The 15,155-nt window shown below is 68.7% G+C and carries 10 protein-coding genes; all 10 read right to left on the reverse strand.

Annotated elements, in window-relative coordinates; genetic code table 11:
• Positions 1–17 precede the first annotated feature (17 nt).
• The 10 genes from FJU31_RS14160 to FJU31_RS14205 all read right to left on the reverse strand — a co-directional run bounded on the left by FJU31_RS14160 (position 18) and on the right by FJU31_RS14205 (position 15,042).
• Entirely contained in the window at positions 18–704 is a 687-nt protein-coding gene (locus FJU31_RS14160; RefSeq protein ID WP_188115508.1) for a hypothetical protein, read from the reverse strand.
• Positions 705–931: 227 nt separating this feature from the next.
• Positions 932–2,041, reverse strand: coding sequence for a toxic anion resistance protein (locus tag FJU31_RS14165; protein WP_150455319.1), 1,110 nt, complete (start codon positions 2,039–2,041; stop codon positions 932–934).
• A 44-nt stretch (positions 2,042–2,085) separates the two neighbouring features.
• Positions 2,086–2,793 (reverse strand): hypothetical protein, encoded by a 708-nt coding sequence (locus FJU31_RS14170; protein ID WP_150455320.1) that lies wholly within the window; start codon positions 2,791–2,793, stop codon positions 2,086–2,088.
• The gene (locus FJU31_RS14175) at positions 2,790–8,210 is read right to left on the reverse strand and encodes a DNA repair ATPase (RefSeq protein ID WP_150455321.1); all 5,421 of its coding nucleotides are present in this window, start codon (positions 8,208–8,210) and stop codon (positions 2,790–2,792) included. The genes FJU31_RS14170 and FJU31_RS14175 overlap by 4 nt, the downstream gene beginning before the upstream one ends.
• 85 nt (positions 8,211–8,295) lie before the next feature.
• Positions 8,296–10,314 carry a flotillin family protein gene (locus FJU31_RS14180; RefSeq protein WP_150455322.1) on the reverse strand — a complete coding sequence of 673 codons (2,019 nt, stop codon included), beginning with the start codon at positions 10,312–10,314 and terminating at the stop codon, positions 8,296–8,298.
• On the reverse strand, positions 10,314–10,985 hold the full coding sequence (locus tag FJU31_RS14185; protein ID WP_150455323.1) for an OB-fold-containig protein: 672 nt from the start codon (positions 10,983–10,985) through the stop codon (positions 10,314–10,316). Before FJU31_RS14185 ends, FJU31_RS14180 begins: the two co-directional genes overlap by 1 nt.
• A gap of 187 nt (positions 10,986–11,172) precedes the next feature.
• The gene (locus FJU31_RS14190; protein WP_108747095.1) at positions 11,173–11,829 is read right to left on the reverse strand and encodes a phosphoribosylanthranilate isomerase; all 657 of its coding nucleotides are present in this window, start codon (positions 11,827–11,829) and stop codon (positions 11,173–11,175) included.
• Positions 11,826–12,596 carry a tRNA pseudouridine(38-40) synthase TruA gene (gene truA / locus FJU31_RS14195; protein WP_150455324.1) on the reverse strand — a complete coding sequence of 257 codons (771 nt, stop codon included), beginning with the start codon at positions 12,594–12,596 and terminating at the stop codon, positions 11,826–11,828. Before truA ends, FJU31_RS14190 begins: the two co-directional genes overlap by 4 nt.
• Before the next feature lie 35 nt (positions 12,597–12,631).
• Entirely contained in the window at positions 12,632–12,991 is a 360-nt protein-coding gene (locus tag FJU31_RS14200; protein WP_150455325.1) for a VOC family protein, read from the reverse strand.
• Positions 12,992–13,014: 23 nt separating this feature from the next.
• A complete protein-coding gene (locus FJU31_RS14205; RefSeq protein WP_150455326.1) occupies positions 13,015–15,042 on the reverse strand; it encodes a FimV/HubP family polar landmark protein in 2,028 nt (675 codons plus the stop codon).
• Between the last annotated feature and the right edge of the window lie 113 nt (positions 15,043–15,155).

Genomic DNA, 15,155 nt, shown 5'->3' on the forward strand with positions numbered 1-15,155 from the left:
CGCTGCGTTGGCGGTGCTTACATTCCGTTGGAGAACACGTCGAGCACGTCGGCGCTGACCCAGCCGCGTGCGCAGTTGCCGGCATACTGTCCCGGCGCTGCCGCGTGGCAGGCTTCGCCACTGCTGGCCAGGCCAGTGATCGGACGGTCGCCGTAGGTGTCACACAACGCGTTGCCCTTGCACTTGTCGACCGTCGCCGCGGGAACGGCAACGACGTAATAGAACATCGGGTTCTGCCCCGCGCGGCCGATGCCCTGGACGCACACCAGCTGCCCCTTCGACAAGCGCGCGGTGGCCGCGGCCTTGCTGCCGGTGGTCGGCACCGTGTCCAGGGTTTCCGCGCCCTTGGCATCAGCGACGCCGGCGAAGAAGCCCTGGTCGCCACAGCCCGGCGACAGTTCCACATCGTAGAAATCACCGCTGTCGACATCGCCGGCGGTGCAGCCGCGGCCCGCGCTGGCGTCGGTGCACGTCACGCCACTGGATTGGATCAGTGCAGCCAGACCGTCACCGGCCGCAGCGGTCGGCGTCGTTGCCGCCGGTGCGGAGGCAGCCATGGCAGGCGGTGCGGTGGCAGCGGGCGCAGCGGCCGGTGCGGCCGGACTCGATGAATCACCTGCCGCACAAGCGCCCAAGGCAAGCAGCAGGCCCGGAATGATCGCGAGGCCGGTCATGCGCGTGCGGCGGGAAGAGAAATGGGGCATATCCGTTGCGTCCTCGTTGGAAAGATTGAACGTATCTGCAGGATTCCATCGACGGCGGGCGCGCACAGCAAAGCGCCCGGCCATGGTCCGGCTGGGCGCATTGTCATTGATCAGATGTTGTGTCGATGTCGACTCGGCGATGACGGGTTCAGAGGCACATCAAACCAAGACATCGGTCACATTCAGCAATCACCTCGCCTTCACCCGGGGAGCATCCGCCGGGTCAATCAGGGGGCGGTGGGTGCGGCGAGCCGTTGCTGCAGGTCCTCGCGCAGGCGCGACAGCTCGACTTCGGCCTGCTGCCGCTGCTGCATTCCCTCGCGATGGATGCTGCGCACTTCCTCGACCGTGGCGATCAGCTGGTCGTGGACGTGGCGCAGCGTGGCCACGTCGATCACGCCGCGCTGGTTGCTGCGCGCGGTATCCACCGAGGCCTGGCGCAGCAGATCGGCATTGCGGCGCATCATCTCGTTGGTGGCATCGTCGATGGCGGTGGACAGTTCCGCCGCTGCCTTCTGCTCGCCCAGCGAGAGCTGGATGGCGAACTGGCGCTTCCACGACGGGATGGTGATCTCGCGCACCGTGTTGAACTTCTCGATCAGCTGCAGCGCATTGGCCTGGATCAGGCGGATCATCGGCAGCGACTGGTCGGCGGCGTGCTGCATCAACTGCAGGTCGGACACGCGCTTTTCGATCAGGCGGATCGCATTGTCGACCTCGCTCTGGCGGATGCGCTGCTGCGGGTCATCACTGCCCTGCCCCGCCAGCTGCTCGGCCTGCAGTTCAGCCAGGCGCTGCTTGCCGGCGGCGGCATACAGGCCCAGCGCGTGGCGCTCCTCACGCACGATCTCGTGCATGCGGTCGAACTCGCCCACGCGCTTGCCCATCAGCGCCTGCTGCACGCCAACATCGCCCAGCAGCTGCTCGATCTGCGCATTGGTATCGCTGAATTTCTGCACCAGCTCGCCCTTGGACACGCGCAGGCGATCGATCAGGCCACCGATGACCGGCACCTTGGAACGCTGGGCGAAGCCATCCAGTTTCAAGCTGCGCGCGATGCGCACCACTTCGCCGAGCTTGTCGCCGCTGGTATCGAGGTCGCGGTTGCGCACCTGGTCCAGCAGCTGGCTGGAAAACGCGGCGGTGCGCGACGCGGCTTCGCGGCCGAACACCTGCAGGTTGCCCGGGCGCAGGTCGTCCAGCTCCTTGCGGATCTCGGCGATGCGGGGAAGATCCTCGCGGACCAGGCCCAGGGCCTGCAGCGCGCCCTCGTCCAGTGCGGAAGGGGTGGCCGGGGTGGGCACGAGGGTGCCGGGGTGCTGGCTGTCCTGGGTCATCGGGCAGTCTCCTTGCAGGTGGGTTAGCGGCAGCGGCGGCCGGCTCAGCGCAGTCTAGCCTGAGCCGCCGCGACCTCGTCATCGATCTGTGCGTGCAGCGTGGCCGCCTGCCCGGCGCGGACCGCGCCGGTGGCGGCCTGCGCGGCCAGTGCGGCCTGCCGCCAGGCCGGCAGCAGGACATCATGGATGCGGGCGAAGCGCTGCAGCAGCACCGCGTCCTGTTCCTGCAGCAGCTGCCATTGGCCGGCTTCAATGCGGCGCAGTGCCGCCAGTCGCTGCAGGTGGTCAAGGCGCGGCGCCAGCGCGTCCTGGCCAGCGCCGTCCAGCGTAGGGCGCCACGCGGCGCCGGCATCCGCCCAGGCGTCCAGTGCCTCGGCGGCCTGCCCTGCGGCGCTGATCGCGGCAGCCCGCAGGTCCATGTGCTGCTGCAGCTGCTGGGCCTGCTCGCGTGCCTGCAGGGCAAGCACGCCGAGCTGCGACTGCAGCCCGCGGCCCTCGGCTTCGCGCTCGACATCGCGGCCGAGCAGGCGGCCCCACCAGCTTTCCTGCCGACGCAGGCGGGCCGGATCGGCCGACTGCAGGGCCAGCGCGATGCGCGCCAGCGCCGCCACCAGGCCGTCGCCAGCCGTCGCCGGCAGCGCAGCTTCGCGTGCGGCCAGCGCCTGCAGCAACGGCGCGCCGTACTCGCCCACGCGCGCGACATCGGCCGTGTCCAGCCGTTGCGGCGTTGGCAGGGGCGCTGCGTCGGTCACGGCAGCGGCGGCGGCATCGGTGTGCCGTCAGTGGCATCGGCGGGCAACGACTCGCCATAGAAGTGGCGCATCAGCGCCTCATCCAGTGCGCGTTCCTCCGGCGTGCTGGCGCGGCGCACGCGCGGACGGCGCACCGCCGCAGCGTTGCTGCCGGCCGCGCCCTCGACCTGCTGCCGGGCCCACGCGGCGAATGCGGCCAGGGTCTGCGACACCTGTTCCTGCCGTGCCTGCGAAGCGACCAGAAGCTGCACCAGTGGCGCCAGCCCGGCCTGCAGGTCATCAGCCAGCGGCGTGGCCGGTGCGCTGGACGCAGCGGTCTGCACCGGCTCCGTTGCCGCCGCGGGTGCAGGCTCTGACGGTGCAGGCTCTGACGGTGCACGTTCTGCCGGGCGCACGTCGGCCAGGCGCTGCAGCGCGTCCAGCAGTGCCGGCCACGGCGCCGGATCCGCGGCCAGCACCGGCGCGGCCGGCGGCAGCTGCAGGGCACTGGCGATATCGGCCAGCTGCGCGACCACGCGCCCACCGACATCACTGTCGTCGGCACCCATGGCCTTGTTGCGCAGGAAATCACGCTTGATCTGCGCCCAGCGCTGCACCTGTGCCTCATCCAGCACGCCACGCAGCTCGCCCAGCTTCAGCAGGTTCTCTTCGGCACCGGTGGTCAGCAGCTGCGCTTCGCCCAGGTAGTGGTCGGAAATCAGCTGCTGCAACTCGTCCTCGTTCATCACCGGCGAGATCTTCTCGGCCAGCTTGTTCATGTTGCGGTAGCTGCCCTGCAGGCGGAACGGCGGCTCGGTGCGGTAGCGGTCATCCTGCGCGGCGCTGGCGATGTACTGCTGGTTGACCCGGTAGACCACGTCGCGCACGCGCAGCATGCGCTGCAGGGTGGCGGTGATCTCGTTGACCTCCGCGCCGCTGTAGGCGTGGCTGAGCCCGTTGGTCGACACGTCCTTGCCCATCGCACGGTCGACCAGCAGGTACAGGTCGGCCATGTCACGGGTGGCCAGCGGTGCCAGCACCGGGTTGGAGGTCAGGCTGTTTTCGATGTAGCTGAGGGTGAACGCCGCCTCCATGCCGCCCAGCACGTCGCCGAGGTTGTAGATGTCGGCACGGTTGGCCAGCATGTCCGGAATCTTGAACACCTCGCCCGACTCGGTGTACGGGTTGCCGGCCATGACCACGCAGAACTTCTTGCCGCGCATGTCGTAGGTACGTGTCTTTCCGCGCCAGACGCCTTCGATACGGCGGGTACCGTCGCAGAGCGAGATGAATTTCTGCAGGAACTCCGGATGGGTGTGCTGGATGTCATCGACATACAGCATGGTGTTGTTGCCCATCTCCAGGGCCAGGTTGAGCTTTTCCAGCTCCTGCCGCGAGGTCGCGTCGGGCGCCTGTTCCGGATCCAGCGAGCGCACCTCGTGGCCCAGCGCCGGGCCGTTGATCTTCATGAAGACCAGGCCGAGCCGGTGCGCCACGTATTCCATCAGCGTGGTCTTACCGTAGCCCGGCGGCGAGATCATCATCAGCAGGCCCATCAGGTCGCTGCGCTTGTTCTCGCCCACCGTGCCCATCTGCTTGGCCAGGTTGTCGCCGATCACGCCCAGGTAGACATCGTTGATGAGCTTGTTGCGCACGAACGAGGACAGCGGCCGTGCCTTGAATTCGGACAGGCGCAGGGTCTGCCGCTCGCGGTTGATGATGCCCTGGCGTACCGCCTGGTAGGCATGGAAATCGGGCACGAAGCGCTTCAGGTGGTGCTGCAGGCGTGCCAGGAAATCATCCAGTGACAGCGACAGCGTGCCGCCGTGGATGCGCGGGTGTTCGCCCAGCAGGCCCGCCACGTCGACCCGCAGCGGTGCGTCGCTGCCGCGCGTGCGCAGCTGGCGCTGCACCAGCAGCAGCGCCGCGGCCTCGTCGGCATAGCCGGCATGTGCGGCCTGGGCCGGCAGACCGGCCAGTGCGCGCAGCCATTGCCCGGCCAGCGCCCAGCGCGCGGCCAGCGGCTCCTGTGCACGCTGCAGGGCGCGTTCCAGCGCCTCGCGCTGCCCGGCCTGTTCCAGCTGCTGGGCCAGCGCATCCAGCAGCGCCTGTGCATGCTTGCTGGTGCTGAACACCGGCTCGCCGTTGATCAGTTCTTCGCCCAGATAGGCGGCCCCCGCCTCGGCAGCCTCATCGTCGAACGGCAGGGCTTCGGCCTGCGCGAACGCGGCGATGGCTGCCGCCATTTCCGTGCGCAGGGCGCTGCGTCCTTCGTCGGAGCCGAACAGACGGGCGATGGTCTCCGCACCCGCCTGGCGGCTGGGCCACTGCTTCACCGCGTCCTCGCGCTGCTGCGCGGCCCAGAACAGCAGGGCCAGTGCGCGCACGCGCGGTTCATGCCGCAGCGCGCCGGCCGACTGCTGCAACGGCAGCAGCGCGCGCAGGATCAGCGCGGCGTCATGGTCGTGGATGCCACGTTCGTAGCCTTCGCGGTAACGCGGTGCGGCGAACGTGCGCACGCGCTGGTCCAGCGCCTCGGGGCTGGCGACGTCCTGCTGCAGCTGGGCCAGATCCAGGCCGTCGCGGCCGGCCTGCGCGGCCAGCAGCAGGCTGCCGGCCAGGTACTCGCCGCGGTAGATCGCATCGGATTCCGAATCCAGGGTCACCGGCCAGAACGGCTTAAGCGCATCCAGTTGCGGATCGTGCAGGGTTTCCAGGAAATCGGTGCCGGTGAGGTGGATGGCCAGCGTGTCGCCACGCGGCAACAAGGTCAGGTCCAGCGCCTGCGTGTTGACGCTGAAACGATGGCGCGGACCGAGCCGGACCACGTTGCCACCGGCCTCGTACAGATCACTGCGGTCGCGCAGCTGACGCACCGCTTGGTCGCGCACGCCCTTCAGGCGCGCCTCGATGTCATCGGCCTTGACGTTGTCACGCAGCGTGCGCAGGCGCTCGGCCAGTTCGCGCAGCTTGAGGATCAGCGGATCGCCGGCGAAGAACGCGTTGAGTTCATCGGCCGTGGCGAAGCGCTCGGTGCGCTTGGCCAGGCCATCGAGAATGCGGTTGGCCGCGTCGAGCACCGAACGCGCCTTGCGCTGGCGGTCATCCAGCAGAGCCTGCTTGTGCGTCTCGAAGGCCTCGACCAGCTCCTCGCGCTTGCTGAGGATGTCGCCGAGGAACTGCTCGTGCTCGCCGAACTGGCTTTCCAGCTCTTCCAGCTGCACCAGCAGGCGCGACAGCTGCTCGTCGGCCTTTTCCGGGTCGCTGGCCATCGCCAGCGCACTGGTGATGGACTGCGAGAACAGGGCGAACTGCGCGGCGAACTGGGCCACGGCCTCGGCCGAACCGAGGGTGCGGCGTCGCTGCTCGGCACGCGTGCGCGATTGGTTCAGGCGGCCGTACAGCGCGGAAATCGATTCGACCACGCGGGTACGCGCGGTGGCATCGTCCACCTTCAGCCCGGCCATCAGTTCGGACAGCATGTCCAGATCGCCGGCCATGCCACGCATGCCGTCCAGCTGCTCGTCCAGCTGGCGCGCACTGGCTGCCTGCTGGGCGGCTTCGTCCAGCACCTGCAGGCGGCTGCCCAGCGGCGCCAGCGCGGCATCGCCGGCGAGGAATTCGCCGGTGGCGGCGCCGACGCGGTCCTGCGCCTGCACCAGTTCGGCGGCCATCGCTTCGATGCGCGCGGTGTCGATGTAACGCAGCTCGCGGATGGTCAGCAGGCGCCCGCGCAGCGCGGTGATCTCGTTCAGTGCCTCGACGAAGGCCTGTATCTCGTTCCAGTTCTGCGGCTGCAGCCGGCCCAGCAGGGCCTTGAAGCTGGCCTCCGCCTCGACCATCGCCTGCGCCGACTGCTCGCGGATGGACTGGACCTTCTCGTATTCGTCCAGCACCGATTCGCCGGTGGCGCTGATCTGCCGCAGCAGCGCCTCGGCGCCGTCGCAGGCCTCGTCGCCCAGCCAGTGGTGGGCGTCGAACAGGCGGCGGGTGTCGGCCACCAGGCGCTGGTAGCGCTGCACCGAGACATCCTGGCCGTCGATCTCGCGGGCCAGGTTGAACAGGTTGGAGATGCCGCGCACCAGCTCGGCATTGCCGATGCGACCCATGAAGGTGTTGCCGGGCGGACGACTCGCGGCGAACTCGTCGCTGCTGAACGGCGTCTGCCAGACCTGCATCGGGTGGATGCGCGTGGGCTCGGTGCCCTCGGCATGGAACAGCACCATGCGCCCATCCTGCATGAACGCATAGCCGTGGCCGAACACCGGGTTCTGCAGCACGCGCTGGATGGTGTTGTAGACGAACAGCGCCGAGCGCCCGCCTTCGCGCTCGTAGAAGATGTACAGCACGTCCTCGCCATTGGGCGAACGGATGCTGCGCTTGAACTGCATGCCGGCCATCGAGGCATCGAAGGCCTTGTGCTCGCCGCCCTGCAGGTAATAGCCACCGGGGAAGATGACGCCATGGTCTTCGGGCAGCTGCACGCAGGCCTGGACGATGGCGTCGTTGCGCACGATGTCGCCGGTGAGCGTGTTGTAGATCAGCCCGCGCCAGACGGTCTCGCGGTACGGCAGCACCTTCAGCAGCAGCAGCGAGCCGACACGGGCGAACTCGAACTGGGCGTCGTCCAGCGACTGCGTGCTGTCCTCCACCGGTTCGCTGTAGATGCCCTGCCCGGTCTCGGTGTTGTTCTCGACCTTGATGGTCAGGTCGCCACCGGTGGTCTCCACGAACAGGGTGTCGAGGATGTTCAGGTGCGAATGGCGGCCGTTGACCGCGAGGTCGCGGGTGGCCTTGGTCCATTCGAAGTCGAACGGCGGCGGCAGGGCGATATCGCGTTCGCCGCGCGCATCGAGATAGGTCAGCTCGCCTTCGCGCGACAGCGCCCAGCGGAACACGCGCACGTCGCTGCTGCGCTCGCCGATCTGGAACGAGGCCAGCAGCTTGTCGCCGACCACGATCAGCTGCAGCAGGCGCGCATGCTTGTAGTAGGCGTACAGCTCGTTGAAGTCGTGCACGAAGCCGGGCTGGTCGAGGAAGCTGCCCTTCAGCTCCAGCGCGGCCACATCGTAGCCGTCCTTGCCCTGCACCAGCCGGTACAGGCCGAACACATCCTCGATGCGGGTATGGGTCTTGAGCCCGATGTAGACGTTGTAGCCGAACAGCAGGCGGTCAGGCCCGACCTGGACGATGTCCCGGCCAACGCAGTTGTTCTCGCTGCGGATGCGGAAGCGGCCGATCACCTCCAGCCGGCTGTCACCGAATTCGGCCAGGCGCTGGCGGTTGAGGGTCTCGGCCAGGGCCTGCAGGCGCTGGCCCTGCTCGCTGAGGCGGCGGCGCAGGACTTCGTAGGCACCGCCCTGGGCGACGGCCAGGTCGACGGTGCTGCCGCCGGCCTCCGGCGCGGGGGTTTCGGCGGACGGATGGGTTTCAGACATCAGCAGGCTTCCGGCTCACGGACGGCCGGCCATGGTCGCGGCCGGCGCGGGCGGACGATGGCCGCAGCGGCCATCGCCCGGTGCATCAACGGTCGCTGTCGACCAGGGCGGGCGACACGCTCGGCGCCACCTCGGCGTCGCCGGCGATCTGCCGCGGTGACGGATCGGCCACGGCCACGCCCAGGTAGCGCTGCATCAGCTCCTGCACGATCGGGCTCTTGCCAGCGAAGCCTTCGATCGACTTGCCCAGCGACACCGCCTTGACCAGGTTCTCGAACATGCCACCGTCGCCACCGACCAGGTCGATGTCGGCGTTGCGCAGTGCGCTGGCGATGACGTTGGCGTTCTCGCGCGACACTTCCTTGCCCGCTTCGATGGAGGCCAGCGCCTGCTTCAGGCTGTTGTCCAGCATCATTCGGAACTCTTCGTGGCCACGCGCCTGGTCGCTCAGCGAAGCGATCGCCTCGAACTTGCGCACCAGGCCCTCGGCTTCGGCCAGCAGCTTCTTCTGCACCACGCCGGCTTCGGCGTTGCCCAGCGATTCGGTGGCTGTGGCACGGGCCAGGCCCATCTTCTCCTCGCCCTGGGCCTGGGCCTGCAGGGTCTCGGCCAGCACGCGGGCTTCGTTGCTGCCCTGCTTCAGGTTGGCTTCGGCCTTGGCTTCGATCACGCGGGCTTCGGCGATGCCGACCTTTTCGATGGCCAGCGCGGAAGCTTCACGCACCTGCGCTTCGGCCAGGCCCGGCGCGGCCTGTTCGGCACGGAACGCATCGGCCAGCAGGCGCTTTGCCTCGGCCTGCTTGCCGGCCGCTTCGTGCTCGGCCTGGGCCAGGGTGGTCAGCTCCACCGCGCGGTGTTTGGAGGCGGTCTCGCGGGCCTGCGCTTCCTTCACTTCGCGCACCAGCGATTCCTGCGCCTTGGCTTCGGCTTCCAGGATCAGCACCTGCTTCTGGCGGTCGGCCTCGGAGACCTCGCGCACTTCCTTGATGCGCTCTTCTTCCTGGGCCACGGTCTTGTCGATGGAGATGCGTTCGCGGGTAATGTTGGCCACGTCCATCTTGCCCTGCTCGACCACCTTGTCGCGCTCCACGCCCTGCAGCTGCACTTCGCGGTCGGTGGTGACCTGCTCCAGCTGGCGCGCACGCTCCACGCGCTCGGCTTCGATGGCCACCGCACGCTGGCGGTTCTGTTCGGCCACTTCCACTTCGCGCAGGCGGTTCTGGTCGCGGATCTCGATCAGCTGCTGTGCTTCGATGCGAGCGTTCTCGGACAGCTGGCGCTGCTCTTCCTGCACCTTGGCAGTCTCGGCTTCCTCGCGGGCGCGGATGGTCTCGATCTCGCGCTTCTGCCGCGCCTCGGCCTCGGCCTGCTGGCGTTCCAGGGCCAGCAGCGCTTCGCGTGCTTCCACGTTCTTCTTAGTGATGGCGAGCTTCTCGTTCTGCTCCAACTCGTTGGTCACCACGTTCTGCGCGGCGGTCAGCTCGGTGATCTTGCGGATGCCCTGCGCGTCGAGGATGTTGAACTGGTCCAGCAGCGACTTCGGGGTCTGTTCCAGGTAATCGATGGCCACGTCTTCCAGCACATAGCCGTTCAGGTCGTTGCCGATGACCGCGATGATCTCATCGCGGAATTCCTGGCGCTTCTCGAACAGTTCGGTGAAGTCGAACTTCTTGCCGACCGTCTTCAGCGCCTCGGAGAACTTGGCGTTGAACAGCTCATCGACCGCGTGCTTGTCCGACGCACGGTCGGCACCGATGGCCTTGGCCACGCGCAGCACGTCGGCCTGGGTTTCGTTCACCCGCAGGTAGAAGGCCACGGCGATGTCGGCGCGCATGTTGTCGCGGCAGATCAGGCCTTCCTTGCCGCGGCGGTCGATCTGCAGGGTGATCAGGCTGATGCGCATCAGCTCGGCGCGGTACAGCACCGGGATGATCAGCGCACCGGTGAAGTGCACCTTGGGCGTGGCGCTCATGTCGTTGACGATCAGGGCCACGCCCTGGTCGACCTTGCGGTAGAACGCCTTGAACAGTCCGGCCAGGCCCAGCAGCAGGCCTACGACGACGATGATCCCGATCAGGAAGGGGGCCGCGCCAGCGAAACTCATCAGTGATTCTCCTTGTTGCCCGGAAGCAGGTTGTCCTGGAAATCGAGGGCGACCGCGTCGGCGCGGACCACCCGGTAGTAGTGCTGTTCGGCCACGTGCTCGACCAGCACGATGCGCTCGCCACGCTGCAGTTCGATGTCGCTGCGCACCTGCAGGATCAGCCCGGCGCCGCCATCATCGACATTGGCATGGCCGCTGCGGGCGTCCACCCGCGGCGAGGCGACCACGCCCACCCGGCCCAGCAGGGAGGCCTGCGCGACCGGCTGCAGGCGCTGCAGGAAACTGCGGATGGGCCGCAGCAGCAGTGCGGTGATCGGCACCGCCGGCAGCGGCGCGAGCACGGCCACGAGCGTGCCGAAGCCCCAGCGCAGCACGTCCGGCAGCGGCAGCAGGATGAAAAGATGGATGAAATAGGTCAGCGCCCAGCCGAAGAACCCCAGCAGGGTGACCACGACCATGACCGGCACGCCGCCGAGGCCGAAGCGCTGCAGCAGGGCCGACAGGCCGCTGAGGTCGGTGCCGCCGTCCAGCGCACCGTCGGCGCCGAGGTCGCCGAAGCCGTCATCAACCAGCCCAAATGCGGCAAGCCCCCAATAGACCAGCGAGACCGCCAGCAGGACGCTGTACGGCAGGGTCGGGTAACCGAACACGACGGTGAGGAATTCCTGCATCGCTTTGCCTTCCCGGGCTGTGGGCGCGTGACGCCCCGTTCGGAATCCGCCGGGGGCGGTTCCGTCGATCCCACCACGGCCCTCATGGCCATGGCTTCCCCTTCATCCTATGTGAAGAGGGCGTGCAGGGACAAATGTGAAGGCGCGAGCCGCCCGCAGGCGGCCACGCGCGGGGTGCGCGCCGGGATTACTCCAGCACGGTGCAGTCGGCGCTGCGCACTTCCTCGACGAACGTGCGCATCTTGTAGCCGTCCTTGATGCCCGGCTCGACCTCGATGCCGCTGGACACATCCACGCCCCACGGCAGGGTGGCGAGGATGGCGTCCTTCACGTTTTCCGGGTTGAGCCCGCCGGCCAGCAGGAACGGGCGGTGCAGGCCGGTCGGAATGCGCGCCCAGTCGAAGGCCACGCCGGTGCCGCCACCGCCGCCCGGGGCGTGGCTGTCGAACAGGAAGCCGGCCGCGCTCGGGTAACGCAGCTGCAGCGTGCGTGCGTTGACGTCCTCGCGGCCGCCCATGGCGATGGCTTTCAGGTAGGGCATGTTGAAACTGCGGCAGAAGCTCTCGTCTTCCTCGCCATGGAACTGCAGCAGGGTCGGACGCACGGTGCGCAGCACTTCACGCACCTCTTCCTTGCTGTTGTTGCGGAACAGCGCCACCACGTCGACCATCGGTGCGATCGCCTGGCGCATTGCCCGGGCTTCGGCCGGGGCGACCCGGCGGCTGCTTTCACGGGCAAAGATGAAGCCCACCGCGTCCACGCCCAGTTCGCCGGCCAGGCGCACATCGCCGGCGCGGGTCATGCCACAGAACTTGATGCGGGTACGGTAGTAGGAGCGGCTCATAAGGTGACCTCGGCAGGCAGATGCCAGTTGTCGGGGTACAGCGGCCCCAGGAACACCAGCCCCTGCGGAGGTGCGGTAGGGCCGGCAACGGTTCGGTCGCGTCCGGCCAGCAGCTCGGCGATCCACTCCACCGGTTTCTCGCCGCTGCCGACCAGGATCAGCGAACCGACGATATTGCGGACCATGTGATGAAGGAATGCATTACCGCGCACCGCCACCTCGATGACCTCGCCCTGGCGGCTGACCTGCAGCGACTGCAGCTCACGCCGCGCATGCAGAGCCTGGCAGTGCACCGAGCGGAACGCACTGAAGTCGTTCTCGCCGAGCAGCGCCTGGCCTGCGGCATGCATGAGGGTCTCGTCCAGCGCCCGTCGTTCCCAGCTGAGGGTCTGCCGGTCCAGCGCCGGGCGCACCTCGCGGTTGAGCAGGCGGTAGCGATAGCGGCGCGCACGCGCCGAGAAGCGGGCGTGGAAATCATCGGCCACCGGCACGCACCAGCGCACCGCGATTGAACGCGGCAGGCGGGTGGTGGTTCCCAGCATCCAGGCGCGCGGGTCGCGCACCACGTCGGTATCGAAATGCACGACCTGGCACTGGCCGTGCACGCCCGCATCGGTGCGGCCGGCGCAGACCACCTGCAGCGGCGCGTCGGCCACCGAGGACAGGGCCTTCTCCAGGCTGGCCTGGACACTGGGTCCGCCCTCGCCCAGGTTCTGCCAGCCCCTGAAATCGCTGCCGTCGTACTCGACGCCGAGCGCGTAACGCATGTGCTGCTACCTCGATATTGCGGGTGGGACGGCGCTCAGGCCGGGTCGCGTTCGGACCAGACCGCCAGTTCGTTGCCACCAGGCTCGACGAACTGGAAGCGGCTGCCACCGGGGAAAGAGAAAACGGGCCGGACGACCTGCCCGCCGGCCGCACGCACCGCGGCTTCGACCGGTGACAGCAGGTCGGCATACAGCACCAGCAGCGGTGCGCCGGACTCGGCACGCTGCGGCTGGCCGCGGAAGAAGCCGCCCTGCAGGCGGCAATCGTCGAAGGCGGTGTAGTCCTCGCCGTAGTCGACGAACGACCAGCCGAACACGGCCTCGAAGAAGGCACGGCTGGCGGCCGGGTCGGCCGAGGCGAACTCAACGTAGTCGATGCGGTTTTCGCGGCTCATGGGTGGCCCCTGTGGTCCAGTGGTCAGTCCAGGCGGGCGAGCAGTTCGCGCGCCTGGGCCTGGCAGTGCATATCGCCATCGGTGGCGACTTCTTCCAGCAGGGTCCGTGCGGTCTGCGCATCGCCGAGGTCCAGGTAGGCGATGGCCAGTTCCAGGCGCTCCTGGCCCGCGCGCGGGGCCCAGTCGTTGCTGCTGGATCCTGCGGCCGGGTCCAGGTCTTCGCTGGCTGCCTGCACGGGCTGCGACTGCTCGCTCTGCTCGGCCGGCAGATCGAACACGCCACGGAATTCCGGCTGCTGCTCGGCGTGCAGGGCGTAGTCGGGCACGCCGATCTCATCGGCGGGCACGGGGGCCGCGTCGGCCGGTTCCGGCGCCACTGCCTCGGGCTCGCCCCAGCGCGGTGCGTCGCTCACCGCCGGCGGCAGTTCGTCGCCCTCGTCGGTCACCAGCGCCCCGACCTGCCAGGAGGCCTCGACATCGGCAGCAGGCTGCGGTACCGGCTCTACTTCCGGCTCGACCAGTGCAGAGGGCGCCTCATCGGCCCGCGCTTGGTCGTCATGCTGCGCGTGGACGACATGATCCTTTTCGATCGCCCAGGCCGGCATCGACGGTTCCTGGCGGCCGTCGTCTTCGTGGCCGGTGACCCAGGGCGATTGTTCGGCCAGCGAATCCAGCGCGGCACCGGCAGGCACCGCAGCGGCCAGCGCCACGGCATCGCCCTCCTCGCGCAGCGGCGGCAGCGGCGACGGCTTGCGCCGGCGTAGCAGCCAGGCGGCACCGGCCACCAGCAACAGCAGCGGCAGGCCCAGCCAGTACCAGGGCGTGCCACCGGCGGGTGCCCCGGGCGGCGGCGCCAGGCGCTGCTGGGCGGCAGCCAGATCGTTGTCCTTCATCGCGATCAACGACTGCTGCTGCTCCTTCAGCTTTTCCAGCTCGGCCACGCGCTGCTTCAGCTCGCCGATCTCGGCATCGCGGGTGGCAACGTCTTCTCTGGCCTGCCGCAGTTGTTCATTGCCCAGCATGTCACCCTCGCTGCCGGCAGCGGTGCCGGTGGTTGTGCCCGCGTGCATGGCATCGGACGCCAGCGCCGGAGCGATCTCAAGACGTGCCCCGGCCGTGGCGGCAGCGGCGGTGGCTGCAGCGGCCACGGGCGCGGCCGGCGTCGGCGCACCGGCCGGCTGCGGCACGGTGCGCGCCTGCCGCCACTGCGCGGCATGCTCGCGGACCAGCGCGGCGGCTTCGTTGCCATCGATCGCGGCCAGGGCCTCGCTGCCTGGCACGCGCAGCACCGCGCCCTGCTTGAGCAGGTTGACGTTGCCGCGGATGAAGGCCTCCGGATTGGCGCGCAGCAGGGCGATCATCGCCCGCTCGCGGCTGATCTGATTGCCACGGGCCAGCGCGCCGGCAATCTGCGACAGGGTCTGGCCCTGCTGCACGGTGATGCTGCCATCGGCGGCCGCCGGCGCAGCGGCACGCGGGCGCGACGCGGCCGGACGGGCGGCGCTGGCGGGTGCGGCCGGTGCTGTGTTGGCTGCAGCCTGTGCGGCCGGTTTGGCAGGCGTGTCGCGGGTGATCGTGTTGCCCAGCACGCTGGCCGGGGCGACGATCTCCGGCTCGGCCACGGCCAGCGCACTGGCCGGCGTATCGACCAGCGCGGAGTATTCGCGGACCAGGCGGCCCTGGCCCCAGTCGGCCTCGATCAGGAAGCTCAGCGACGGGGTTTCCACCGGTGCCTGCGAGGTCACCCGCACCACCGCCCTGCCCTGACTGTTGGTGGTCAGCTCGAACTGCAGTTCGCTGACCAGCCCGGTCGGCCGCTGCAGGCCGACCCGCTCGAAGGTGACGGCCGAGGCCAGCGCCACGCGCAGGTTCTGCAGTTCGGAAGGATCGGCGGACACCACCGGAATTTCGGCCAGAAGCGGCTGGCCGGGGCGCGACAGCACGCGGATGTCGCCCAGGCCCAGGGCCATGGCCGAACTGCTGGCCAATGCCAGCAGCGCGGCAGACAGATAGAGGAGCGGGCGCGAGGCGCCCTTGGCCCGTTTATTCATGGGCGACACTATAAAGCGTGCGGACCACGGTCCGCACCCACCCTGGGGGCGGCACCCGGTCGAGTCGAGCTTGCTCCACTGCCTTCAAAACAGTCGAGCAAGCTCGACTCTAC

The sequence above is a fragment of the Stenotrophomonas cyclobalanopsidis genome, from assembly GCF_008710035.1.
Taxonomy (GTDB): Bacteria; Pseudomonadota; Gammaproteobacteria; order Xanthomonadales; family Xanthomonadaceae; genus Stenotrophomonas; species Stenotrophomonas cyclobalanopsidis.